Origin of the sequence: Skermanella aerolata KACC 11604 (assembly GCF_000936425.1) — a bacterium.
In the GTDB taxonomy this organism is placed as follows: domain Bacteria; phylum Pseudomonadota; class Alphaproteobacteria; order Azospirillales; family Azospirillaceae; genus Skermanella; species Skermanella aerolata.
On the sequence record NZ_AVFK01000011.1, the window covers coordinates 21,068 to 46,144 of the forward strand.

Consider the following 25,077-nt stretch of genomic DNA (forward strand, 5'->3'; position numbering starts at 1 on the left):
CTACCGGGGCGGAGGCTCGACCTTGATGTCGAAGTGCAGCACCTCCTCCCGCGCTCCCAGCTTTTCGTAAAGCGCGATGGCCGGGGCATCGTCCAAGTCGGCCTGAACGTAGACGACCCAGGCGCCGCTGCGCGCTGCAATTCCGCACAGGTGCTGGATCAACGCGGTCGCGATGCCCCGGCGGCGGTGTTCTTCCGCTACCGCAAGGTCGTAGATATACAGCTCGCGCCGCGCTCGCTCGAACTTGTCGAGCTGGTAGGCGACAAGTCCACCCAGGACGTCCTCACCCGCCAGCGCCACCAGGGCCACCACGTGCTCCTTGGCCAGCAGACCTTCCAAGTAGGTGTCCTGCGGCGGATCGGCCCCGTATGTTTCGCAGTCGGCGAAGGCGTCGCCGAACACTCCGTTCAGCTTGCGAAGAAGCGGGACGTCGGAAGGTCCAAGGCGGCGTAGCGTGAAAGGCGGCGGAGACATATCTCCCATCACTGAACCTCGACGGTATCCTCCAGGCGGGCGACCAACACGCCGTTCCTCAGCAGGGTGTATGTGCCCTGGTACTTGCCGGTCTGCCAGCCTTCCGCGGGGCGTTTCCGGCCGGTGAAGGCGAACCATGACACGTTGCTGGATTTGAGCCTGGATACGTTCTCGTGGATCACCTTGCCGCCCGGAGCGGCTATGCTGATCCGCTGTTCGTCGCCGGCTTGGACGCCGAAGACATCCGCCCAGAACACCAGCGCCGGCGGGTCCCTCAGCGACTCCTGGGCATAGGCGCCCTTCCTGGCCTCCTCCGAAGCAGCCGGCCCGGTGGCGAAGCCGGAAACAAGCCCGCCGGTGGACTGGTATTCGAGCGCCGCCAGCGCCTCCGCCCGCCACAGCGTCCGCCCGGTCTCACCGCAGGCGACCGCGCTTCCAGTTCCGGTAAACGGGTCGATTTCCTCGCCCTCATGGCGCACGGAGAAATCGACGTGGGGAAAGTCCGCCGCTCCGGACATTCCGATCCGTCCCAGCGGCGTTCCCACCTCGACCACCTGTCCAGGCCGCGCGGTGACGCTGCCCTTCAACAGGTGGCTGTACTGCGTTTCCCAGCCGTCCCCATGATCGATCACGACGCCGTTGCCGGCGTCCTTGCCCTTCAGCGCCTCGCGGCTGGTACCGGCAAGCCCGACATCGGGCATGCCGTCGCGAACTCCCTTGACGATGCCGCCCGCTGCCGCCACGACCGTCACCCCGCGCATCATCGCGGGCAGGTCGGCCACCCGGAAATCCGTTCCGGGATGACCGTCGTAGCTCAGCCTGCCGCAGGCGTAATCGCGCCGGTCCGGTCCGGGATCATGATCGAAGAAGTTCTGCACGAAGCAGTCGCGGCCGATCTCGCACGCGACCGGCAAGGCGAGTTTCAGGTCGCCGGCCGCTGCTGGAAACACCCCCAGGACCAGCACCGCCGCACCGAGCGACGGCACGGACTTCGGCACGACGCGGAACGACCAGGATACGACGGAAAACCCCAAGGCGGAATACCTCTCGCTCACTGTTCCCGGAACGCGCTGCGGAAGGTGTCCTGGATCGGCTGGATCAGGTATTGCAGCATCGTACGCTCTCCCGTGATGATCAGGGTCTCTGCCGGCATGCCGGCTTGCAGATTGACATCGGCAAGCTTTTCAAGCTCGGCCGGATCGGCGGCAACGCGTGCGACATAGTAGAACTCCCCGGTCCGTTCGTCCTTGAGGGCATCGGCCGTGACACGGGTCACCTTACCGTCGATCTGGGGCGTTGTCCGGCTCTTGAAGGCGCTGAAGACGATCTTGGCCGCCAGTCCGACATGGACAACGTCGATATCGCTGGGCTTAACCCGCGCCTCGACTACCAGGGAGTCGTCCCGAGGCACCAGATCGAGGATCGGCCCTCCCGGCGGGACCACGGCGCCGGGCGCGAAGTAGCGGAGGTTCAGCACGGTCCCCGCTTCCGGAGCCAGCACGTCGCGGCGGCCCTGGCGTATCTGCGCCGCCGCCAGTTTCTCCATGACCTCGGCCAGTTGGGTCTGGACCTCGCGCAGTTCGGTCGCGACCTCGCTCTGGCGGTCCGCCCGGATCCGGAGGATGTCCATCTCGGCCTCGGCGATGGCTTCGCGCGCCTGTGCCATGTTGTTCTGGAATTCCCCCTGTTCGCCGTCGAGGGCGGCGGCCTGCCGCTTGAGCGCCAATAGGCGGGGTTTCCGTTCCAGTCCCTTCGCGGTCAGTTCCGCAACGTCCCTGAGTTCCTCCCGGATCAGGTCGAGCTGCCGGTGCCCAGCGTTGAACTGGGCCTCGAACGCCTTGATCTGGGCTTGGTACTGCGCGATCCGCTGACGCGTCACATCGACCCGGCCTTCCAGCGACATGCGCCGGCTCTGGAAGATGCGCTCCTGTCCGGACAGGATCTCGGCCATGTCGGCGGTTCTCCGCAGGGCCGCCAGATCGTCCGGAAAGACCAGCCGGTCCCGGGCATCGCGCTCGGCCAGCAGCCGCGCTTCCTGTGCGGCATAGGCGCGGCGCTGGCCTTCCAGCAGCGTCACGACGGATTTGGTTTCCAGATCGTCCAGGCGCATCAGTACCTGGCGGGCTTCGACGCGGTCGCCGTCGCGCGCGGCGATTTCCGCGATCACCCCTCCGTCGAGATGCTGGACGGTCTTGCGGTTGGTATCCGCCGTCACGATGCCCGGCGCTATCGCGGCGCTCGCCAGCGGCGCCAGTGCCGACCATGCCGTCAAGCCGCCGAAACCGAACAGCGTCAGCATGATCCCCATCATCACCGGACGTCCGACCGGCGGTCGCTCGGGGAGCGACAAAGAGGGCTGCGAAATCGCGGAAGAATTCAGAAGCGCGGTCATGGGCATCTCTTCTCACTCTGCCGTTTCGGACGAGACGATCCGGACGTTCGGCGATGCTGCCGGAGGTGGCGCTGCTTGCGGCGCTGCCGGCATGGCCGGCCTGGGCTGCGGCGGTATCGGCTGAACCCGCTGCCGCTTCAGGGCCTCGATCACGTCGGACCGGGGTCCGAACATGGCGACCCGGCCATCGCGCAGCACCAGGATGCGTTCGACCTGCGACAGGGTGCTGGGGCGGTGCCCGATGACGACGACGGCAGCCCCCTTCCCTTTCATAGCGGCGATCGCCTGATTGAGGGCATCGTCGCCCTCGATGTCGAGGCTGGCGTTCGGCTCATCCAGGATCACCAGCTTCGGATCTCCGTACAATGCCCGCGCCAGCCCAATGCGCTGGCGCTGTCCGCCCGACAGCATGGCGCCGCCCTCGCCTATCTCGGTGTCGTAGCCAGCAGGCAGACGCAGGATCATGTCGTGGCAATCGGCAAGCTGCGCCGCCGCGACCACGGCGGACGAGTCGGGGGTCCGAAGACGCGCGATGTTCTCCGCGACCGTACCGGAGAAGAGTTCGACATCCTGCGGCAGGTAACCCAGATAGCGTCCGATATCCTGCCGGTGCCACATGAAGATCTCCGCCCCATCCAGCCGTACCGTCCCCGATATCGGCGGGTGAAGGCCGACGAGCAGCCGGGCCAGGGTCGATTTGCCGGCGGCCGACGGACCGATCACCGCCACAGCCTCTCCCGGACGGGCATCGAAGCAGATACCTTTCAGAACGGGCTTCTGGCTGTTGGGATGCTTGAAGAACACATTGTCCACGACGAGGTGCCCGGCCGGCGGTGGTAGCGGCAATCCCGCGGGACGCCGCTCCGGACGGTTAAGGAATTCGTGGAGCCGTTTCCTTGCGGCCCGCGCGTTGGAAACCTGCTTCCATCCGCTGATCGCCTGCTCGACCGGCTGGAGCGCCCGGCTGAGAATGATCGAACCGGCGATCATGGCGCCTCCCGTCAGTTCGTGCTTGACGACGAGCCATGCGCCCAGCGCCAGGATGGCGATCTGGACCATCTGGCGCAGGAATTTGGTGAGATCCAGCAGCAGGGCGCCGGTACGTGCCACCGACGCCTGGTTATCCATCATGGCCGACTGGTCCCGTTCCCAGCGGCGGACAATCCCGGGCATCAGGTCCATCGCTTCGACGGCCTCCGCGTTCCTGAGCGCCGCATCAGCCGTACGCATGGCCCGGCGGCTGGCGTTTCCCGCAGCGACCAGAGGTTTCCCGGTCAGCGCATTGTTGGCGAGGGCCAGCGCGAACAGGATGACGGCGGCGGCGAGGGCCGTGTGTCCAAGGACCGGGTGCAGCAGGTATATCACCGCGATGTAGACCGGGACCCATGGCGCGTCGAACAGGAAGGTGACGCCGCCGGAAAAGAAGCTTCGGAGCGTGTCGAGGTCGCGCAGGGCGTCCGAGCGGTCGTTCCGTCCGGTCAGCACGCTCTCCAGCGACTTCTCCAGGGTTATGGCGCCCAGGCGCCGGTTGAGCCACTCCCCCAGCCCTGACAGGATGCGCGATCGGATGAAATCCAGCGCCGCCATCAGCGCCAGGGCCAGTGCCGCAGCCAGCGTCAGGAACAGCAGCGTTCCGATGCTGCCCGATGCGAGGACGCGGTCGAAGACCTGCATCATGTACAGCGACGAGGTCAGCATCAGTATATTGATTACGAGGCTGAACCCCGCGATCCACATCAGTGGACGCCGGCAACGGGAAAGAGCTACCGTCAGGAGTCTGTCGCAAGGCATATCTGAGCGCCCCCGGACCGGCTTGGATGCCGGAATGACAGGAGAAATTGCATCCCGGCGCATGGATGACCGGAATGGAGCGGGTCCGGCTGGCTGCCGAACCCGCCGTCCTTACAGCGTCAGGTCAGGGATCGCAGGCTTGCGCCTCAGGCGATTTCGACGATCACGTCGTAACCATACTTGTAGTCGGTGACGGTATCCCACTTGTCCACATAGAACGTGTCCTTACCGTCACCGCCAGTCAGGGTATCGGCACCCTTGCCGCCTCTGAGGTGATCGTCGCCGTCATTGCCGTAGAGAACGTCCTTTCCGTCGCCACCGTACAGGGAATCCCTGCCGTTGCCGCCGTACAGGGAATCCCTGCCGTCGCCGCCATAGAGGGTATCCTTGCCGTCGCCGCCGGAGAGATAGTCCTCGCCGTTACCGCCGTCTAGGTAATCGTCACCGTCGTTGCCGTACAGAGAGTCCTTTCCATCGCCGCCCCAGAGGTTGTCGTCACCATTCCCGCCGGAAAGCGTGTCCTGGCCATCGTTGCCCCAGAGCTTATCCTTGCCGTCGCCACCGGACAGGTCATCGTCGCCATTGCCGCCGCGCAATTCATCTCTGCCGTCGCCGCCGTAGAGCTTATCCTTGCCGTCGCCGCCCCACAGGTTGTCGTCGCCTTTGCCGCCGTGCAATTCGTCTCTACCGTCGCCGCCATAAAGCTTGTCGTCGCCCTTGCCGCCGGAGAGATTGTCGTCACCCTTGCCGCCGAAGAGATTGTCGTATCCCTCATCCCCGGAGAGTTTGTCGTCGCCGTTGCCGCCGTCGAGGTAATCGTCGCCCTTGCCACCATAAATCTTGTCGTAACCGTTGCCACCTGAGAGATAATCATTACCCTTCTGACCGAAGAGGATATCGTCACCACCGTAACCGTACACCTTGTCATTGCCCTTGCCGGCGAAGAAAATCTCGTCCTTGTAGGTTCCGTGGAGATTATCGTCGTACTTGGTGCCGTAAATTACTTTGTATTTAGCACCGGGGTGATGATCGTCATGATCATCGTAGTCGTCGGTGTCATGTTCCTTATCATAACCTTCGTCACCTGCGTTGTATTCGGCCATGAATATTCCCTCCAGTTGATGATAGAGGACAGACCAGAACACTGGATATCTAAGGGATGTGTTCTGAGCTATGGGTGAGGTTTCTTGCCATTCCGCCTTTATCGCGGAATACGGCTTCTGTCTATGTATTGGCCCTCTACAATGCTGATACTAACTCAGCAGGGTGTCACTTGGGCTGCTCATAAAGGTACAAAGACTTATGGTAGAGAACTGTTCGAATTCCGCCCTCCCGTATAAGACCTATTGGTGTGATAAATGATCCGGTTGAGACTACCAGTCGTCGATAGTTTCATTTGTTTGAAATGATCGAACTTTTAAAAAAAATTTCCTTTTTATGAATACATGAACATCCGTTTATATGTTCATTTCAGTGTGTTTAAAATATACACGTCGCTTATACGCCTTTCGATTATATCCTTTTCTCATAGTAGGGCTGAAAACCTGCATGAGACCTAAACAGGCCGTTTAAAACAAAGCCCATTCGGCTGTTTCACGATAGCCATCCATACCATGATGATGAATGCCGGTTTTCAGCCTGGTGGGGAGCAGCGAATATGGAGTCCCAGCCTCCTTCCACGCGATATCAACGCTGGATCAATCGTCGGCTTCCACTTTTCCATGAAAAGCTTGGAGACTACCGAGATTTGAACCATTGACTTGCGTTGAAAGTACAATGCCATGATGCCTTCGATACTGGCCGCGCTGAGAATACGACGCCTGCGACGCAACCGGGGTTGGGATTGGGATCGTCCGACCTCTCAAGCCCGAACCTTGACATTGGAAGCCATGAGCGACCATGCACTGAGGGATATCGGCCTCAGCCGCACCGATCTGCCTGCTATCGAAGCGAATTTCCACTTTCTGGAAAACCGCCAGGAGAGTGAACGAAGATCCCGGAGGGGATCTCCCAAGATCCCCTAAGTTCGGCTTTGATTTGCAACGCCTTTCAATCGCCAAGCAGATCGTTCAGCTGGTTGCGCAGAGAACGGATCACTTCGCGCTGCTTATCATCGAGCGTCGCCTTCCGCTGCCGAAGCGCCACGATATCGATGCTGGTACGCTTGATGTTTTTCTGAACGCTCGCCAGCAACTTGGCGACATCCGCAGCGGTCGTTGCCGCTGGCATGGGCTTCCGTCCCTGCCCGTCCGTCGCGACCGTACTCTTCTTCGTTTCGCGAAGGCCCCGGATGGTCAGCTTGCCAACCTTGGCTTCTTCCCACAGGTTCTGGCGCAGGGCACTATCGTCGATAAAGGCAAGTTCCTGAAGGAGCGACTTGGAAATCGATTTACGGAATGCCGGATATTCCAGCAACATGTCTTCCGGGAGCTTCAGGGTAGCCAGCGTCCTCGCGATTTCACCTTGGCTGCGTGAAACGATCCGCCCAAGTTCCTCATGGGTGTAGCTATGGCGCTCGATCAGCCGGGCAAATGCCCTGGCTTCCTCCAGCGCATCCAGTTCGGCGCGCTGGAGGTTCTCGATCAGGGCAATCTCGTCCAGATCGCCATCGGTGATGATGGCGAAGATGGTTTCTCGCCCGAGCAGCTGATGGGCCCGAAACCGCCGCTCACCAGCGGCTATGACATAGCGCCCACCGTCGGTCTGCTGCACCAGGATCGGTTGCTTGAGTCCCATCCTGTCGATCGATTCCGCAAGACCTTGCAGTTCGTCCTCGTCGAAGTGCTGGCGCGGCTGATTGGGGTTGCGGTCGATGGCCGTCAGGTCGATCTCGACCATCCTCGGGAAGTTCGAACTGGTGCCGAACAGGACATCGCTCCGCACTTGGGCGGCTGCCTTGCTCATCATGGACGGCCCTTTTTGAGCTTTCTTAAGAAGCGACACGACCATCCTCCGCAATCATATGGGTGATGAGGGTACGGGTAATCTCATGATAGACCTCGGCTCCGGGAGCATTGGGAGCGGCCTTGAGCAGGGGCAGCTGCGCCCGCGCCGACTGGGTGAACTTCGTCGTCCGCGGGATCGGATCGAAGATCCGGATCACCTTGCCGAACAACTCGTGCAACTCTTCCAGCGTCAGTTTCTCAGCGGCATTGCGCGAGGTATACATGGTAGGCAGCAGGCCAAGGATCTGCAAACCAGGATTGCTGCGCCGCCGCAGCTTGTTCGCCGTTTCCAGCAGCAGCGAGACGCCGAGGCCCGCCAGCGTTTCCGTCTGGACCGGCACCAGCAACTGATCGGCAGCATTCAACGCGTTGACCGTCAGCATCGACAGGGTAGGGCCGCAGTCGATCACGACGGCATTGTAGATCCCGCGTAGCGGTTCCAGCCGGTCACGCATGGCAAGCGGACCGCCATTGACCGGGTCGGATGCCAGTTCGATATCGACATTGGCCAATGCTATCGTCGACGGCACGAGGTCGAACAAACCATCACAGACGGGGACGATAACGTCCGTGATGGGCTTTTCCTGGCGGAGGACCGGATACAGCGTGTTTCCCGCAGCATGGGCTTCCGCCTGATCGATGCCAAGATGCGCCGTGGCGCTCGCCTGCGGGTCGCTGTCGATCAGCAGGACCTTCAGACCGGCATTGGCAAGCAGAAAGGCCAAGTTGACCGCCGACGTGGTCTTGCCCACCCCACCCTTCTGATTGGCGACAGCCAGTATGATGCAGCGTTTGGGGACAAGGGCTTTGGGCGCCATCTCAGCGGCGACGAACTTGGCGACTTGCGCCGGAATGCGTTCGGCCCCGGACTCCCACCGGGAGATGCGGGCCTTGTCATAGCTGCGGCCGAGTTGTCCGTTGAGGTGTTCGGCAAAGGCGCGCTGGTCCATTCCCCGGCCTTCGCGCAGCGTCTTCAATTCTGGGCCGATCATCGAAGCTCCCCGGTATTCGACGTCGAATATCTGCGTCGCCGTCATGCGGTGTGTTCGCATCACACCATACACAGTTGACGCAACGTGACAATGCCGAGTTGACGCACCGGGGAAGAGGGCAAGGCGAATGTCACATTACGGCACCACTTGGCCGCCTCAGCGGCCGGGCATGCTCCGCCGAAGTCCCTCAATCACGAAGCTCGGCATCGGCGCGATTTGACAGCCGTCAGGGAGAAGCTGCCGCCAGCGCCACCGTGAACTGAAATATGCTGCCGTGAGGCTGTCGCGGCGCCGACGATAGCTGGCCGCCATGGCTTTCGATGACGGAGCGGCAGATCGCCAGCCCCATGCCCATGCCCTCCTGCTTGGTCGTGAAGAAGGCATCGAAGATGCGGTCGATGCTGTCCGGCTCCAGGCCGATCCCGGTATCCTCGACCGCGACCAGGGCCATGCCGGGAAGTTTCAAGCGGGAGCAGACGCGCAGGACGCGGGGCCGGTCGGTCACGGTCCCCATCGCTTCGATACCGTTCTTGATCAGGTTGAGCATGACCTGCTGCAACTGCACCCGGTCGCCCATGACCGGCCCGAGATCCGGCGACAGGTCGGTTTCCAGCAAAATGTCGTGACGGCGCAGTTCGCCGCGCAGCAGCGTCAGGATATCTGAGATCGTCTCGTTGAGGTCGAGTTCGGTCAGTTCGGCGGACGACTTGCGGGTCAGGCCCCGGATGCTGCGGACGACATCGCCGGCGCGGTGACCGTCGCGGACGATCCGCTCCACTCCCTGTCGCGCTTCATCCAGGAAACGCAAGCAGGCGCCGGCATTGGTGACGATCGCCGTCAAGGGCTGGTTGACTTCGTGCGCGATCGACGCCGCCAGTTCGCCCATGGTCGTCAAGCGGGCGACGTTGGCCATATCGGTCTGGGATTTGCGCAGGGCTTCTTCGATCGCGCGCCGCTCGGTCTGGTCGCGGAACACCAGCACGGTTCCGATGACGGCGCCGTGATCGTCCACGATGGGAGAACCGCTGTCGTCGATCGGCCGCTCGACGCCGTCCCGGGCGATCAGCAAGGTATGGTTCGCCAGACCGACGATGGTCCCAAGCCGCAGTACCTTGGCGGCTGGGTCTTCGACGGTTGCGCGCGTGTCCTCGTTGACGATGCGGAACACGTCGGGGAGTGGCAATCCCATCGCTTCGTCCTGGGGCCAACCGGTCAGGGCCTCGGCCACCGGATTCATGAAGGTGATGCGGGCATCGGCGTCGGTCGCGATGACGGCGTCGCCGATGCTCGACAGGGTGGCGACGAAGCGGCGCTCGCTGGCGCGCAACCTTGATTCCGCCGTGTGCTTGGCCATCGCCATCTCGATCACCGTGCGGAGCTGGCTGTCCTCGAAAGGCTTCAGAAGGTATCCGAAGGGCTCGGTCCGGCTGGCTCGGCTGACCGTCTCGTCATCGGCATAGGCGGTCAGGAAAATGATCGGGATCAGGCAGGCATCCCGGATCTGCTGGGCGGCGTCAATGCCGTCCATCTCGCCTTCCAGCCGGATATCCATCAGCACCAGATCGGGCCGGGTTTCCAATACCAGCGGCAGCGCTTCCTCGCCGACGGCGGTCGTGCCCACGACGCTGTGACCGATACGGACCAGCTGCTGCGCGATATCACGGGCGACCACCCGGTCGTCCTCCACGACAAGGATTTTCGCCGGTGTCATCGACGCCCGTCCACATCGAACGAAATCGAGAAGCTGCTGCCCTTGTCGTGAGTCACCGCGATCGTTCCCCGCAATTGCTGTGTCAGGTCCTGGACGAGCTGAAGCCCCAGCGAACCAGAACTGGTGGAACCTGCATGAAGCCCGACACCGTCGTCCCTGACGGTCAACATGCATCTTCGATCGTGCTGGAGCGAGAGTGCGACTTCGATATGGCCGGCCTTGTCGTCGGGGAATGCGTGCTTCAAGGCGTTGGAGACCAGTTCGTTGATGATCAGACCACATGAAACAGCACGGTCCATGTCCATCTGCAAGTCCTCAATATGCATGACCAGATCGACATTCCGGCTCTGTGCTCCATAGGCGCGGATCAGGTGGGAGCACAGGTTCTGGATATGCGCCTTCATGGAAACCCTGGCGAAATCGCCGGCGCGGTACAGGTTCTCATGGACAAGCGCCATCGACCGCACCCGATTTCGGCTGTCGGCGAACAGTTCCGCCACGGCAGGGTCTTCGATCCTGGACGCTTGGAGGCTGAGCAAGCTGCTGATCAGCTGGAGATTGTTCTTAACGCGGTGATGGACCTCCTTCAGCAAAGTTTCCTTCTCTTCGAGCGATGCGTTTTCCAACGATACCGCCGCCTGGGACGCCAGGAGCTTCAGCACGGCGATACGTGCCGGGGTGAAGGCATAGGGCGTCAGGCTGTTCTCCAGATACAGGAGGCCGGCCAGTCCGCTCTGCTTGATCAGGGGAACGCACAGCACGGACCGGCACCAGGCGTGCCGGAAATAGTCGTCGGAGTCGAATGCATGGGTTCCGCGCGCGTCGTCCAGCAGCAGGCTGTCCCGTGTCCTGATCACCGTATGGAGCAGCGACTGCGGTGCCAAGTCGGACGTCAGCGCGCTGGCCCGTACATCGACCGAGACGGCTTCACGCCCTGCCCTTGCCTCTGCCTCGACGTATAACGAGCCGCCGTGCGGCAGGATGAGCAACCCACGGTCGGCGCCCGCGTGCTCGAGGGCTATCACCATCAGCGTTCCGATCAGCCGCTCCAGGCTGGTCTCACCGGAGATCGCCTGCGAGGTCCTGACGACGGCGGCAAGGTCCAGGTGCTCGACCACCCGGCCGAGGGGTGCGGCCGGCGAACCCCAAAGCATGGCTTCATCCCGCAGGCACGGGTGCAGTTCAAGCAACTGCCTCACCTTGCCCTCCGCCCCCAGCCGGCGCCATGCGTTCAGCGCGTGCCTCAAGTGGACGTCGGCCATGAGATCCAGCCCGGTTGCTATGCAGAAGCGGGCGGCGGTCTCGAAGGCCAGGGCTTCGACCTGGAGAAAGCCACCGGCCCGGGCCGAGCGAGCAGCGCTCTCGAACAGTTTCAAAGCCTCGACGCCGCGCCCGTCGATCCGGGCGACTTCCCCATCGACCAAGGCGGAGCGGTGTCCGAAATTCTCACGCGAACTCGCCGCCCAGACCTTGAGCTGTGCCGCGTGCCGGTCGAGTTCGGTCCGGTAGTTCGGCTTGTCGGCTACCGGCGCGCCGTCGTATCTGGCAGCGTGCGCCAGTGCGGCGTGGAAATGATATTCGGCCATTTCGAAATGGCCGCCGGTCGTCCACATCAGCGGCTTCGCCCGGGCCGCCGCCGCGACAGCCGCTGCCGCATCGCCGGCACAGACGCAGGCCTGAAGCTTGCGGATCCAGTACCAGCAGGCCGCAATGGTCAAGCTGGGATCGGACTCCAGATGCGCCTCGAACCGGGCCTCGTCGAACCCGGCATCGGCGAAGGAGCCGAGTCTCGGTGTCAATCCGCGTAGGGTCGCGATCAGCCTGATCTGGGTGGTGATGATGTCGGCGACCAGCCCGAAGCCGGCCTTGCGCACGCTATCCAGCCCGCGCTCCGCCTCGCGCTGAACGTCTCCCAGAGGCTCGCCGCACCCGAGCAGGGTCGATATCAGGGTGCAGGCGCAGAATCCGGCATAGGTCACATCCCCGGCTTCGCATGCCGTGTCGTAGGCCTGCCGCAACAGCGGCAGGCCGGTACGCTGAGGCTGCGTCCACGGCAGGACGTGATAGGCGAAGCACATGCCGACGCGCGCCTTGAACCGGTCGAGGCCATGCTGGCGAACGAGGTCATAGCCGAGTTTGCCAAACTGGTATCCGGCTCGATAATCGCCAAAATACGGCCCGAGCACCATGCCAAGATAAGCGTAGGCCAGACTGGATGCGCTGGAATTGCCGTTGGCGATGCTGAAGTTGACCGCACGGCACAGGACCAGGCAGACCAGGTTTTCGTCGGTGAAGAAAGCCGGTGGCAGTACAGCCGTAAGCACGTCGAGCGTCGCCCGGTGTTCCGGGTCGGTCAGACGGGGGAGCACACCGAGCCGCTCGATCCCTCCCCTGGCGATGACATCGCGGATCGGCCGAAACTCCTCCATCACGTCGTCGCGGCTGGGATGCGCCGACCATTCCACGCCAATCCCTTTCAGATAGCGGAGACAGGTTTCCACCGCGCGGCCAAGCTGACACTGCGCGGTGTATAGCGTCACCAGCAGCCATGTCGCAGCCGCACGATCGATCAGCCTCTCCGTCCTGGACAGCAGCAGGTTCAGGCGATCCTCCGCCGCATTCATGTCTCCGGTCAGGAACTCGCACTCGGCACGGTTCAGTTCGATCTGGAAGACAAGGTCGTAGCGTCGATCCCAGCAGCCAGCCTCCAGCAGATCGCCTCCCATGGCAAGATAGGTCAGGCCTGAAGCGTAGGCGGTGGCGGCCTTGGCCCGCCTGCCGGCGGTCAGGTTCAACTCGGCTAAGCGCTCCCGCTCGGATGCATCCTCTATCAACGCAGCGCCCCGGTTGAGCTGGTTGACGATCTCGAAGACGTTCTCTTCGATTTCCGCCGCATCCAGGCCGGCCGACAGCGCCTTGCCGATACCCAGATGCAGCGCCGGTCGTTCCGCGGTCGGGATCAGGGCATAGGCCGCTTCCTGGATACGGTCATGGACGAACGCATAGGCGCTGTCCTTCCGCCCAATCAGACCGGCATTGACAAGTTCCCACAGAAGCTTGTCCGCCGGTTCGGAGTCCGGCTCGCGCACCTGCCCTATCGTCGACACGGCAGCACCATTGCCGAGGCATGCCAGCAGCTTCAGGATATCCAGTTGTTGCCGGGGCAGGCGAGCCAGCCGGGTCATCATCAGATCGACGATATCGTCAGTCAGGTTCTTGGCGCGGATCCGGTCCAGGCTCCAGTTCCAGCCACGGCCTTTCGGATCGAATCCCAGCAGTCCTTCATCCGCCAGCGTCGAGATGAACTGGATCGCAAAGAACGGATTTCCGCCGGTCTTGCCATGGATCAGCCGTGCTAGCGGGGCTGCCCGGTCGGGATCGGCGCGCAGGGTGTCAGCCAGAAGGTGCTCCACGTCCTCCGGGGCAAGTGGCCCCAGCACGATCTCGCTGACATGGGTGCCGATTTCCCGGATGCCCTCGATCGTTCGGAAAAGCGGATGCAGTCCATCCACCTCGTTGTCACGATAGGCTCCAACCAGCAGAAGATGCGGCGTCTCCTGCCCTTCGACCAGATGACGGATCAGGTCGAGGGTCGCGCGGTCCAGCCATTGAAGGTCGTCGAGAAACAGGGTGAGCGGGTGCTCGGGCCGGGCGAAGACTTCCAGCAGCCGGCGGAACACAAGCTGGAAACGGTTCTGCGCATCCTGGGGCGGCAGCGTCTGGACCGGCGGCTGCGGGCCGACGATGCGTTCCAGTTCGGGGATCAGATTGATCATGAGCTGGCCGTTGGCGCCCAATGCTTCGCGCAGCGCATCGCGCCAGCCCGCGACCTCGGCCTCCCCCCTCCCGACGATCTGGAGCATGAGCTCCTGGAAAGCCTGCGCCAGCGTCGCATAGGGTATGTCGCGCTTGAACTGGTCGAACTTGCCGGCGGCGAAGAGGCCCCGCGACGGGACGAGCACCTTGTGCAGTTCGGCGACGACGGAGGATTTTCCGATCCCGGAATAACCCGAGATCAGCACCACCTCCATGCCACCGTTGTTCACGACCCGGTCGAATGCCGTGACCAGTACGGTGATTTCCGCGTCGCGGCCATAAAGCCGTTCCGGGATCAGAAGCCTGTCCGGAACATCGTGCGCGCCTAGTGGGAACGGACTGATCCGCTCCGCCTTTTCCCACTCTCCCAGGCAGCGCCGCAAGTCCGCTTCGAGGCCCTTGGCGGTCTGATATCGCTCCTCGGCGGTTTTGCCCAGCAGCTTCAGAACGATGGTCTCGATCTGGCCGGGTATGCCGGGCGTTCGCTCACCGGGAGGCGTCGGTGGCCGTGCGATATGGCAGTGGATCAACTCCAGCGGGTCGGCTGCCGCGAACGGCAGGGTGCCGGTCAGCATCTCGTACAGCGTGACGCCAACCGAATAGAGGTCGCTGCGCGCGTCGACCGAGCGGTTCATCCGTCCAGTCTGCTCCGGCGCCACATAGGCCAGAATGCCGGCGATCGTTTCCGGCGGGACCAACGCCTGACGTTCGCGCGGCAGCCGCGTCGCCAGGCCGAGGCCGGTCAGTTGGACGCGCCCGGCTTGATCCGCCAGCAGGTTTGCCGGTCTGATGTCCTTGTGGATCAGCCCGTGCCGGTGGATTTCGCAGACCGCGGCGGCAAGCCCGGCGGCAATACGCAGGAACCGTCCCAGGCCGGAAGGGCGTACCGGCCCGATCGGCACGGGATCGCCGCCCTGATCTTCCAGGATCAGGCGCGGGACAGCGGTGGTCCGGTCGAGCCCAAGCGGCCGGACGACCCAATCGCTCGCGATCTCACCGGCGACGACGAATTCGGACTCGATCCGCATCGTGATCGCCGGGTCCGGCTGCTCGACCAGCGGTGCCAGCACCAGGACGGAATGCGCGCCGTCCGGCGACTGGGCACGGAACAGCCCCAGCTCCCCGTCTCCGCGCAGGATGTCCGAGGAGTATAACGATATGTCCATTGTAAATGCCTGCAACGCGCACCGGAAAACGGGGTCGCGACATGAGCGCGATGCTAATTGGAACCAAGCATCTCACTTTCCGCCAGCCCGATCAAATCGTCAGATCGCGATACCGCCACGCTTTTCGGCCACAAAGGCCTTCGTTTTCAATGCGTGCGCTACAGGACGGAAGGAGCGCTTCGGCAGAACGTCGGCGATTTCGACAATTCAGCGCTTGACAGCGCTCGCGCCATACGCCTGAATGTCCGGACAAAGTCGGTCCGCACCAAGCCGGCACCAATAAGAACCATGATGGGAGAAAGCGATGCCCTTAGACGAGGCGTCTTCCCGAAGCTCGACCATTTCCAGAACGCTCGCCGATTTCGCGGCCGGTCTGACCTGGGACGGCATTCCGAAGGACGTTCGCGTCCGCGCCGTCCATCACATGCTCGATGCCGTCGGCATCGCCCTGGTTTCCGGCACCTACGACTTCGCCCACCGCACCCTGACGGCGCTATCCGGCCTGTCCGGCGCCGCCGAGAAGTCGGTCGGCGTGATCGGCCGACCGGTCCGGCTGGCGCCGCGCGACGCGGCCCTGGTCAACGGCATCCTGTGCCACGGCTTGGACTTCGACGACACGCATCTAGGCGGGGTGGTCCATCCGACAGTCAGCGCCCTGCCCTGCGCGTTGTCCGCCGGTGTCCAGGCGGGCTCCAGCGGCAAGGACCTGATCGTCGCCTATATCCTGGGGATCGAGGTCGCGGCCCGGCTCGGCGCGGTCGCCAAGGGCGGTTTCCATCAGGTTGGATTCCACCCAACCGGCCTGGTCGGCACCTTCTCCTCCGCCCTTGTCGCCGGCAAGCTGTTCGGCCTGTCGGCACGGGAACTGACGCAGGCCCAGGGCATCGCGCTCAGCATGGGCGCCGGCAGCCTGGAGTTCCTGGAGGACGGGGCCTGGACCAAGCGCATGCATCCGGGCTGGGCGGCATCGTCCGGCATCACGGCGGCGGCCCTGGCGCGGGAAGGTTTCGTCGGAGCCGCGGCGCCGTACGAGGGACGGTTCGGCCTGTACAACGCCTATCTCGGACCGCGCGCGGCGGAGGCGGATCTGGCCCTTGCCACGGCCGGACTGGGCGACCGATGGGAGCTGAACCAGACCGCCATCAAGCCCTTCCCGGCCTGCCACTTCACCCACGCCTGCATCGACGCCGCCATCCGGCTTTCGCCCGGTCTCGACATCGGCAGGATCCGCCGCATCCGTGCGCTGGTGCCGGCGGAGGTCGTCAAGACGGTGTGCGAGCCGGTCGCCAGCAAGAAGCGGCCGGCCAACTCCTATGATGCCCAGTTCAGTATTCCCTATCTGGTCGCGGTCGGGCTTCTGCATGGACGGATGGGCCTGGGCGACCTGGAGCCCGGCATGCTGGGCGACCCCGGGCTGCTGGCGCTGGCCGCCAAGGTCGATTACGAGGTCGATCCGAAATCGGGCTTCCCGCGCCACTACTCCGGCGAAGTCATCGTGGAGATGGCCGACGGCCAGACGCTGAGCCACCGCGAACAGATCAACCGCGGCGCTCCCGACCGTCCTCTGACGAACGACGAGATCGTCGAGAAATACCGGATCAACGCGGCGCTGGCCGTTTCGCCGGAGCGGAGCCGCGCGGTGGAAGCCACCGTCCTGTCCTGCGCCGAGACCGATGCGGCGACCCTTTCGGCCGATCTTACGGCCTGACGAACATTAGGAGTTTGCGACGACATGACCGCCGCCCCCCTCAGCACCAATCCGGCCGGCGATTTGGCCGACCGGCTCGACCAAGAACGCATGATCCTCGACAGCATCGGACGCTTCCTGGACCGCGACGTCAAACCCTATGCCCAGCATCTTGAGCACGATGACATCTACCCGACGGAAATCGTCGGCAAGATGAAGGAACTCGGCCTGTTCGGCGCCACCATCCCCGAGGAATATGGCGGCCTCGGGCTAGCCCCCAGCACCTATGCCGCCGTGATCGAGCGGATTTCGCGGGTCTGGATGTCGCTGACGGGCATCATCAACTCCCACCTCATCATGGCTCACGTGGTCAACAAGATGGGCACGCCGGAGCAGCGCGCCCGCTTCCTGCCGCTGTTCGCCGCCGGCGAGGTCCGGGGCGGTCTGGCCCTGACCGAACCGGACTGCGGCACCGACCTTCAGGCGATCCGGACGACGGCCCGGCGCGACGGCGACGACTACGTGATCAACGGCACCAAGACCTGGATCTCCAACGGGATCGAGGGGTCCTGCTTCGCCCTGCTGGTCAAGACCGACACCACGGCCCAGCCACGCCACAAGGGCATGACCATGTTCCTGGCCGAGAAGCGGCAGGGATTCCGCGTCAGCAAGAAGCTGGAGAAGCTCGGCTACAAGGGCATCGACAGCGCCGAACTGGTGTTCGAGGACTACCGCGTCCCGGCCGACTGCCTGATCGGCGGCAAGGAAGGCACCGGCCTGCAATGCGCGATCTCGGGTCTTGAACTTGGCCGCGTCAACGTCGCGGCGCGCGGTGTCGGCGTCGCTCAGGCGGCGCTGGACGAGTCGGTCAAGTACAGCCAGCAGCGGACCACCTTCGGCAAGCCGATCCACGAGCATCAGGCGATAGCGCTCAAGCTGGCCGATATGGCGACCCGCACGGAAGCCGCCCGGCTGCTGGTCCGGAAGGCAGCGGAAGCACTGGACCGGGGCGACCGCTGCGACATGGAAGCGGGCATGGCCAAGCTGTTCGCCAGTGAAGCCGCTATCGAGAACTCGCTGGAGGCGCTGCGCATCCACGGCGGCTACGGCTATTCCAAGGAGTTCATCGTCGAGCGGCTGTACCGCGACGCTCCGCTGCTGGCGATCGGCGAAGGCACCAACGAGCTTCAGCGGCTGATCATCGCCAAGCGCCTGATCGAGCAGAACCCGATATGACCGGCACCCCTTCATCCCAGCCCCATGCGGCCGAACCGGCGGCCCTACCGCTTGCCGGCATGACCATCGTCGCGGTCGAGCAGTACGGCGCCGGTCCGTTCGGCACCATGCTGCTGGCCGACCTCGGCGCCACCGTCATCAAGATCGAGAACCCCGCCGACGGCGGCGATGTCGGGCGCGCCGTGGGGCCGCACTTCTTCGGTCCGGGCGACAGTCACTTCTACCAGTCGTTCAATCGCAACAAGCGCAGCATCACGCTGAACCTGAAGAAGCCGGAAGCGCGGGAGATCCTGCACGACCTCGTCCGACATGCCGACGGCGTCCTGGACAACCTGCGCGGCGACCAGCCGGAAAAGCTGGGACTGACCTATGACGCGCTGAAGTCCGTCAATCCCCGGATCGTCTGTGCCCACCTGTCCGCTTATGGCAGGACGGGGTCGCGGCGATCGTGGCCCGGCTACGACTACCTAATGCAGGCGGAGGCAGGATACCTGAGCGTGACCGGCGAGCCGGACGGACCGCCGACCCGGTTCGGCCTGTCGATCGTCGACCTGATGACCGGCCAGATATGCGCCTTCGGGCTGCTGGCCGGCATCACCGGCGCCCGCGCCACCGGCATCGGCCGCGATGTCGACGTTTCCCTGTTCGATGTGGCGCTCCACAACGTCAACTACCTCGCGACGTGGTATCTCAACGCCGATCACCTCCAGGGCCGCGAGCCGCGCGGCGCCCACCCGTCCCTCACCCCCAGCCAGCTCTACCGGACGCAGGACGGCTGGATACTGATCATGTGCAACAAGGAGAAGTTCTGGCCGATCCTGGCGGACAAGCTGGGCCGTCCGGAATGGGGGACCGATCCGGCCTTTGCCACCTTCAAGGCTCGGCTCGCCAACCGCGCACAGTTGACCGAACTGATGGACGAGGCGCTGTCCCACCGCACCACGACGGAGTGGATATCGGTCTTCGGCGGCCAGATCCCGGCCGCCCCGGTGCTGGATATCGGACAGGCGCTGAACAATCCCTTCGTCGCCGAACAGGGCAACGTCGCGGAGTTCGCCGGGCACGGCGACGCTTTGGGGCGGCCGCTCAGGATGCTGAAGGGTCCGTTCCGCTTGTCCGACGCCGAACTGCCGACCCGGCCGGCGCCTGAAATGGGCGAAGCCAGCACCTCGATCCTGTCCGAACTGGGATATAGTGCCGATCGTCTCAAGCATCTGAAAGAGATCGGTGTTCTATGACCAACCCCGCGCCCCAGCCATCGCCACAGCCTTCGCCCGAGATCCCCCGCTACCAGGAGATCGTCAGCATCCTGCTGAAGGAGATCGAGCAGGGCGCCTATCGGCTTGGGGCGCGGATGCCGACTGAGTTCGAACTGTGCAGCCGCTTCGACGTCAGCCGCTACACGGTGCGCGAGGCGATGCGCAAGCTTGAGGACATGGGGCTGGTCTCGCGCCGGCCCGGCATCGGCACGATCCTGGCGGCGACCACGGCGGACGGCCGCTACGCCAACTCGATCAACTCCCTGGACGAGCTGATGCAGTACGCCAGCGACACCCGGATGGAAGTGCTGGGTACGGAGCTGATCGAGGCCGACGAGGAACTGGCGGCCCTGATGAACTGCGAACCGGGAACGCCGTGGTACAGGATGGATGCCCAGCGCTGGGCGTCCGACACCCGCAAGCCTTTCTGCACGACCACGTTGTGGGTGCGCGGCGACTTCGCCGGCATCGTACCGAGGATCGGCAAGGAGCAGCGGGCGGTCTACCGCATGATCGAGGAAGCCCACGGCGTCACGATCCGGGAAGTGCTTCAGGACATCGAGGGTATCGTGCTGGACGACCGCACCGCCGCGACGCTCGATGCCCCGGCCGGCTCGGCGGGGCTGAAGATCACCCGGCTCTATCTGGGCACCGACGGGCAGGTGTTCGAAGGCTCCGTCAACATCCATCCCACCGGCCGTTTCCGCTATTCGATGAGGCTCCAGCGCCAGGACAATCCGTCCGGCCGGCGCAAGGGCACCCGTGACTGAATGCGCCGCAGATGAGGGAGCAACTTCATGACTGATCCATCCCCGGCCGCCGGCTTGATCCGGAACTGGCACGGCATTTCCCTCACCGGCGCCGATGCGGTGCTGGCCGATGCGGCACTCGACCGCTCGCTGGCCGCCTTGAACGCGGCCGGTGCCGGCCAATTGGGCTTCGACCAGGAAACGAACCGCTTCGTCACCCTCCTGACCGAAGCCGGAGAGCGGTCTTGAGCGTCGCCGATCCCTGGACGCTGTCGCTCTGCGAGGCCGCCGACGCCGTCCGATCGGGACGGATCAAGGCGGAGGCCCTTGCCGAAGCCTGTCTCGACCGCATCGAACAGGCCGGCCATCTCAACTGCGTCGTCGCCGCCGACCGCGACGCGGCACTGGAAAGCGCTCGCATCACCGATCGCGCCATCGCACAGGGACGCGATCCCGGCGTCCTAGGCGGCGTGCCGCTCGCCCACAAGGACATGTTCTACCGCAAGGGCCGGGTGACGGAATGCGGCTCCCTGATCCGGCGGGGCTTCGTGCCCGACGCGACAGCGGCGGTCCTGGAGCGGCTGGACCGGGCGGGCGCCGTCGATCTCGCGCGCCTGCACATGGCGGAATTCGCGATGGGGCCGAGCGGCCACAACGCCCATCTCGGGCGGTGCCGCAACCCGTGGAACCCCGATCACATCACCGGCGGCTCGTCGAGCGGATCGGGATCGGCGGTCGCGGCTCGGCTGGCGTTCGGAGCGCTCGGCTCCGATACCGGCGGCTCAGTCCGGCTGCCGGCCGCGATGTGCGGCGTAGTCGGCCTGAAGCCGACCCAGGGCCGCGTCAGCCGCTACGGCAGCATGCCGCTGTCGGACTCGCTGGACTGCATCGGGCCGCTGGCGCGGACGGTGCGCGACGTCGCCCGGCTGATGGGCGTGCTGGCCGGCGCCGATCCGCGCGATCCCGGCACGGTCGCAGCCGCCGTACCCGACTACGAAGCTGCCCTGGACGGAGCCTCCGCCGGCCGCCTCGACGGCGTCCGGATTGGGTTGCCGACCAGCTTCTATTTCGACGGCCTGGACCCGGAGGTCGCGGAACTGGTGGATGCGGCGCGGCGCACGCTGGAGAGCCTTGGCGCCGGCGTCGTCGACGTCGATATTCCCGACCACCGGCAGCTCGGCGAGCTTGCCGGCGTCGTCTTCACGCCGGAAGCGGCGACCCTTCATCTGCCGTGGCTACGCGATCGACCCGGCGACTATGGCGAACAGGTCCGTGCCCGCCTGCTTCAAGGCCTGACGCTTCCGGCGACGGCCTATCTCCAGGCCAGGACCCTGCGCGGCCGGATGCTTGCCGACATGGTCGAAGGGCCGCTCCGGCACTGCGACGCCCTGCTGACGCCGGTGCTGAAGCATCCCGTTCCGACCGGAGCCGAAACGGATGTCGGCGCCGGCGCGGGAATGGCGAAGGTCGTCGGCGGCCTTGCCGAACTGACACGGCCGCTCTCATACCTGGGACTGCCCGGCCTGTCGGTCCCGGCCGGTTTCACCGCCAACGGCCTGCCGACCGCCATCCAGCTGATCGGCAAACCATTTTCCGAAGGGGAGCTGCTGTCCATCGGCCATGCCTATGAAGTGGCATCCGGATGGACGCGCCAAGCACCGTCTCTCCAATCCCGAAGCTGATACCGAGCAACAAGCAAGTTCCTGGGGAGGAACACAGCAACAAGAGGATGCCATGACGGGAATAACGAGACCGGAAGCCCCTGCGGCATCCGGCGATACCCTGGCTCATGCCAACAGGTCCGAACAACCCAGCGAAAGATACACCCTGCCGCGTCCGTGGATCTGGTTCGAGGACAAGGTCCTGCTCAACATCGCCAGCCTGTTCATGGCCGCCGCGATGGGCGTGATGTTCTACGAGGCGTCCAGCCGCTCCCTGTTCAGCGAGAGCCACTGGTGGGCGGAGGAGCTGGTCCGCTTCCTGGTCGTCTGGAGCGTCCTGCTGGCGCTGAGCGCCGCCAGCCGCGACCACCACTTCATCCGTATGGAACTTCTGATCCAGCGCCTGCCGCGCGGGGTCCGGATGGGGCTCAACTGGCTCAACTGCATACTCGGCATGGCGTTCGCGTCGGTGCTGGTCTACGCCGGCTGCGTGGAGGTCATGCACCTGCACCGGATCGGCATGATGACGGAATCGAGTCTTGACCTGCCGCTCTGGCAGGTGCGCCTGATCATGCCGCTGGGCGGCCTGCTCTATATCGGCTACTTCGTGGGAGCGGCCCTGCACCTGCTCCACGGCGTCGATCCCTTCGAGACCGAGGAGCTACGCTGAGATGACCGTCGCATTGGCAGTCCTGGCCCTGCTGGCGCTGATCGCCGCGGGCATCCATGTCGGCATAGCGCTGGGCATCATCGCGGCGGGGCTGATGCTGTTCAGCTTCAACATCCCGCCCGTCCTGATCGCCCAGACCGCCTGGGGTTCGATCGACAGCTACGCGCTGGTCGCCATCCCGTTCTTCATCTTCTCCGGCAACCTGATGTCGCAGGGCAACCTCGCGCTCGTCATCATGAACCTCGTCGCCTCGGTCGTCCGCTGCTTCAAGGGCGGTGTCGCCCTGGCGCTCGCGGTTTCCAGCATGTTCTTCGCCGCGGTCAACGGCTCCTCGGTCGCCTGCGCCGTGGCGCTCGGCCCGGCCGCCGTCAAACTCCTTCCGAATGAGGGCTACGACGCCCGCTTCTCCGCCTCGCTGATCGCCGTCTGCGGCACACTCGGCCTGATGATCCCGCCGTCGCTCAGCTTCATCCTGATCGGCAGCATCGTCGGCATGCCGATCCCAGACCTGTTCATCGCCGGCATCGTGCCGGGACTGCTGGAGCTGTCGCTGCTGGCGCTGGGTACCGTCCTGGTCAGCCGCCGGCGCGGCTATGGCATCGTTCAGGACCGGCCGGACTGGGCCGGTTTCCGCAAGGCCCTGCCGTCGGCCAGCGGCGCGCTGCTGATGCCGGTGCTGATCATCGGGACGATCTACGCCGGCCTGTTCACCCCGACCGAGGTCTCGGCCCTGGCCGCCATCTATGCGGCGTTGCTGGTGCTGGTGGTCTACCGGACGGCGGATATCTTCGCGATCTGGCGCACGCTCCGGGAATCGGTCAAGCAGACCGTCATGATCTACGGCATCCTGCTGGGCTCCGGCCTGCTGACCGCGATGCTGACGCGGCTTGGACTGGCGGCCGAACTGACGCGCTTCGTCAGCGAAGCCGACGTGTCGCCCTTCGTCTTCCTGCTCACCGTCAACATCCTGCTGATCATCGTCGGCATGTTCCTGGACGGCGTGTCGATGATCGTGCTGCTCAGCCCAATCCTGTTTCCCCTGTCCAACGCCGTCGGAATCAACCCGATCCATTTCGCGGTCATCATGACGGCCTTGGTCGAGATCGCGACCTTGACCCCGCCGATCGGCCTCAACCTGTTCGTCATGAGCAAGATCACCAAGATACCGGTCCACGAGATCATCCAGGGTGTGCTGCCCTTCTACGGCATCCGCCTGTTCGGTCTTCTGCTGATCAACGCGGTGCCGGCCCTGAGCCTGATGCTGCTTTGACATCAAAAAAAGGGAGGGCGGAAACCGCCCTCCCCTTCCCTGCTCCGCCCAGGTTTCGAAACATCAGTTCGCCGAATACTTCGCCTTGATCGCTTCCATCTGCTGGGTGACCTCCGCGTAGCGGTCGCTGAAGGTGCTGCTGGCTTTCTTGGAAAGCTCCTGGAACTGCTCCCGCGAGGCGTCGTCCACCGTCGAAAGCCTACCGCCGGCCGCAAGCATCTTGTCCAGCACGAGCTTGTCGCTGTCGATCGCTTCCTGCCACTGCCGGCTCAGCATCTCCTTGGTAGTTTCCTTCACGACCTGCCGCAGGTCGTCCGGCAGGTCGGCCAGCCAATTCTTGTCCACCAGCACGGAATAGGTCAGCAGGCTCATTCCCGGCACGTAGCTGGCGACCTTGGCCGTCGTGCCGACCATCTCCCAACCGCCGGCAGAGGTATAGATGCCGTCGATGGCACCCTGCATCAGGGCCGCCGCCATCTCGGTCGCCGGCATCGTGACGGGATTTGCGCCGAAGCGCCGCATGGTGTCCTGAAGCACGCGGCCGCCGGTCAGGCGGATCTTCATGCCGCTCAGGTCCTTAGGCGTGTCGATCTCCTTGTCCTTGGCCAGGAACATCAGGTCCGCCGTCCGCATCAGGCCCAGCACCTCGATGCCGATATCCTCGACGTACTTCGTCATCAGCGCCGCGATCTCGTCGGAAGCGCCGGGCTTCAGCATCACCTCGTCGGTGATCATGAAGGGGAGGTTGATCACGCCGTACTGGGGAGCCAGCGATTCCAGTTGGACGCTGACCGGCCAGACCATGTGGACCGCACCGGTGCCCAGCGCCGCCACCGCCTCCTTGTCCTTCAGGAGGGTGCCGGCATGATAGATCTTCGGTACGATCCGGCCTCCGGAGCGCTCCTTGAGCTGGCCGGCGAAATGCTCCATGGCCTGCGCCGTCCAGTGGGTGGTGGCGATCTCGTTGGTCATGACCATTTCGTAAGTCTCGGCGCGGGCCGGAGCGGCGATCCCCGTCAGGCCCATCAATGCCGCCGCGGCAGCCCCGATCAGAAGAGTCCGTCTCAGCATGGCTTTCCTCCCGTTGTTGAGGACCGGTCCTTGACCGGAACGGCCCCACGTTTCTGCTGGCCGAATGCTATGTCCGGACAATCATGTTTGTAAAGAGTATTGTCCGGACAAATAATGTCAGGTGCTTTCCCGATGGGCGGCGCGCAGCAGGCCCAGGCTGACGATCATCAGCAGGCCAGGAAAGATG

The 25,077-nt window shown here is 64.2% G+C and carries 18 protein-coding genes; 8 read left to right on the forward strand and 10 right to left on the reverse strand.

Going from position 1 to position 25,077, the window contains the following annotated elements:
* The 9 genes from N826_RS15105 to N826_RS15145 all read right to left on the reverse strand — a co-directional run bounded on the left by N826_RS15105 (window position 1) and on the right by N826_RS15145 (window position 15,287).
* A complete protein-coding gene (locus N826_RS15105; protein ID WP_052831370.1) occupies window positions 1-474 on the reverse strand; it encodes an AAC(3)-I family aminoglycoside N-acetyltransferase in 474 nt (157 codons plus the stop codon).
* A gap of 8 nt (window positions 475-482) precedes the next feature.
* The gene (locus N826_RS15110) at window positions 483-1,508 is read right to left on the reverse strand and encodes a M23 family metallopeptidase (protein ID WP_084720771.1); all 1,026 of its coding nucleotides are present in this window, start codon (window positions 1,506-1,508) and stop codon (window positions 483-485) included.
* A 17-nt stretch (window positions 1,509-1,525) separates the two neighbouring features.
* Entirely contained in the window at window positions 1,526-2,866 is a 1,341-nt protein-coding gene (locus N826_RS15115) for an HlyD family type I secretion periplasmic adaptor subunit (RefSeq protein ID WP_044430410.1), read from the reverse strand.
* Between the two features lie 12 nt (window positions 2,867-2,878).
* A complete protein-coding gene (locus N826_RS15120; RefSeq protein ID WP_044430170.1) occupies window positions 2,879-4,657 on the reverse strand; it encodes a type I secretion system permease/ATPase in 1,779 nt (592 codons plus the stop codon).
* A gap of 146 nt (window positions 4,658-4,803) precedes the next feature.
* Window positions 4,804-5,760 carry a calcium-binding protein gene (locus N826_RS15125; protein WP_052831314.1) on the reverse strand — a complete coding sequence of 319 codons (957 nt, stop codon included), beginning with the start codon at window positions 5,758-5,760 and terminating at the stop codon, window positions 4,804-4,806.
* 946 nt (window positions 5,761-6,706) lie between these two features.
* Complete coding sequence (locus tag N826_RS15130) at window positions 6,707-7,564, reverse strand: ParB/RepB/Spo0J family partition protein (RefSeq protein ID WP_044430173.1); 858 nt, start codon at window positions 7,562-7,564, stop codon at window positions 6,707-6,709.
* Window positions 7,565-7,586: 22 nt separating this feature from the next.
* Window positions 7,587-8,639 carry an AAA family ATPase gene (locus N826_RS15135; protein ID WP_052831316.1) on the reverse strand — a complete coding sequence of 351 codons (1,053 nt, stop codon included), beginning with the start codon at window positions 8,637-8,639 and terminating at the stop codon, window positions 7,587-7,589.
* 181 nt (window positions 8,640-8,820) lie between these two features.
* Window positions 8,821-10,305 (reverse strand): ATP-binding response regulator, encoded by a 1,485-nt coding sequence (locus N826_RS15140; protein WP_044430175.1) that lies wholly within the window; start codon window positions 10,303-10,305, stop codon window positions 8,821-8,823.
* Entirely contained in the window at window positions 10,302-15,287 is a 4,986-nt protein-coding gene (locus N826_RS15145; RefSeq protein WP_044430178.1) for an AAA family ATPase, read from the reverse strand. Before N826_RS15145 ends, N826_RS15140 begins: the two co-directional genes overlap by 4 nt.
* A gap of 304 nt (window positions 15,288-15,591) precedes the next feature.
* Here N826_RS15145 and N826_RS15150 point away from each other — a divergent pair, with 304 nt between their 5' ends.
* Genes N826_RS15150 through N826_RS15185 form a run of 8 tightly spaced genes read left to right on the forward strand, consistent with a single transcriptional unit; the run spans window position 15,592 to window position 23,819 of the window.
* Window positions 15,592-16,995, forward strand: coding sequence for an MmgE/PrpD family protein (locus N826_RS15150; protein WP_044430181.1), 1,404 nt, complete (start codon window positions 15,592-15,594; stop codon window positions 16,993-16,995).
* Between the two features lie 24 nt (window positions 16,996-17,019).
* On the forward strand, window positions 17,020-18,210 hold the full coding sequence (locus N826_RS15155; protein ID WP_044430184.1) for an acyl-CoA dehydrogenase family protein: 1,191 nt from the start codon (window positions 17,020-17,022) through the stop codon (window positions 18,208-18,210).
* Window positions 18,207-19,448, forward strand: coding sequence for a CaiB/BaiF CoA transferase family protein (locus N826_RS15160; protein WP_044430187.1), 1,242 nt, complete (start codon window positions 18,207-18,209; stop codon window positions 19,446-19,448). The genes N826_RS15155 and N826_RS15160 overlap by 4 nt, the downstream gene beginning before the upstream one ends.
* Window positions 19,445-20,239, forward strand: a complete 795-nt coding sequence (locus N826_RS15165) for a GntR family transcriptional regulator (RefSeq protein ID WP_044430190.1) — start codon at window positions 19,445-19,447, stop codon at window positions 20,237-20,239. The genes N826_RS15160 and N826_RS15165 overlap by 4 nt, the downstream gene beginning before the upstream one ends.
* 27 nt (window positions 20,240-20,266) lie before the next feature.
* Window positions 20,267-20,467, forward strand: coding sequence for a hypothetical protein (locus tag N826_RS15170; RefSeq protein ID WP_044430193.1), 201 nt, complete (start codon window positions 20,267-20,269; stop codon window positions 20,465-20,467).
* On the forward strand, window positions 20,464-21,900 hold the full coding sequence (locus tag N826_RS15175; RefSeq protein WP_044430195.1) for an amidase: 1,437 nt from the start codon (window positions 20,464-20,466) through the stop codon (window positions 21,898-21,900). Before N826_RS15170 ends, N826_RS15175 begins: the two co-directional genes overlap by 4 nt.
* Before the next feature lie 52 nt (window positions 21,901-21,952).
* A complete protein-coding gene (locus tag N826_RS15180) occupies window positions 21,953-22,549 on the forward strand; it encodes a TRAP transporter small permease (protein ID WP_052831318.1) in 597 nt (198 codons plus the stop codon).
* Between the two features lies 1 nt (window position 22,550).
* Window positions 22,551-23,819 (forward strand): TRAP transporter large permease, encoded by a 1,269-nt coding sequence (locus N826_RS15185; RefSeq protein ID WP_044430198.1) that lies wholly within the window; start codon window positions 22,551-22,553, stop codon window positions 23,817-23,819.
* A 63-nt stretch (window positions 23,820-23,882) separates the two neighbouring features.
* Here the strand turns inward: N826_RS15185 and dctP are convergent, their stop codons facing one another.
* On the reverse strand, window positions 23,883-24,890 hold the full coding sequence (gene dctP / locus N826_RS15190) for a TRAP transporter substrate-binding protein DctP (protein ID WP_044430199.1): 1,008 nt from the start codon (window positions 24,888-24,890) through the stop codon (window positions 23,883-23,885).
* Between the last annotated feature and the right edge of the window lie 187 nt (window positions 24,891-25,077).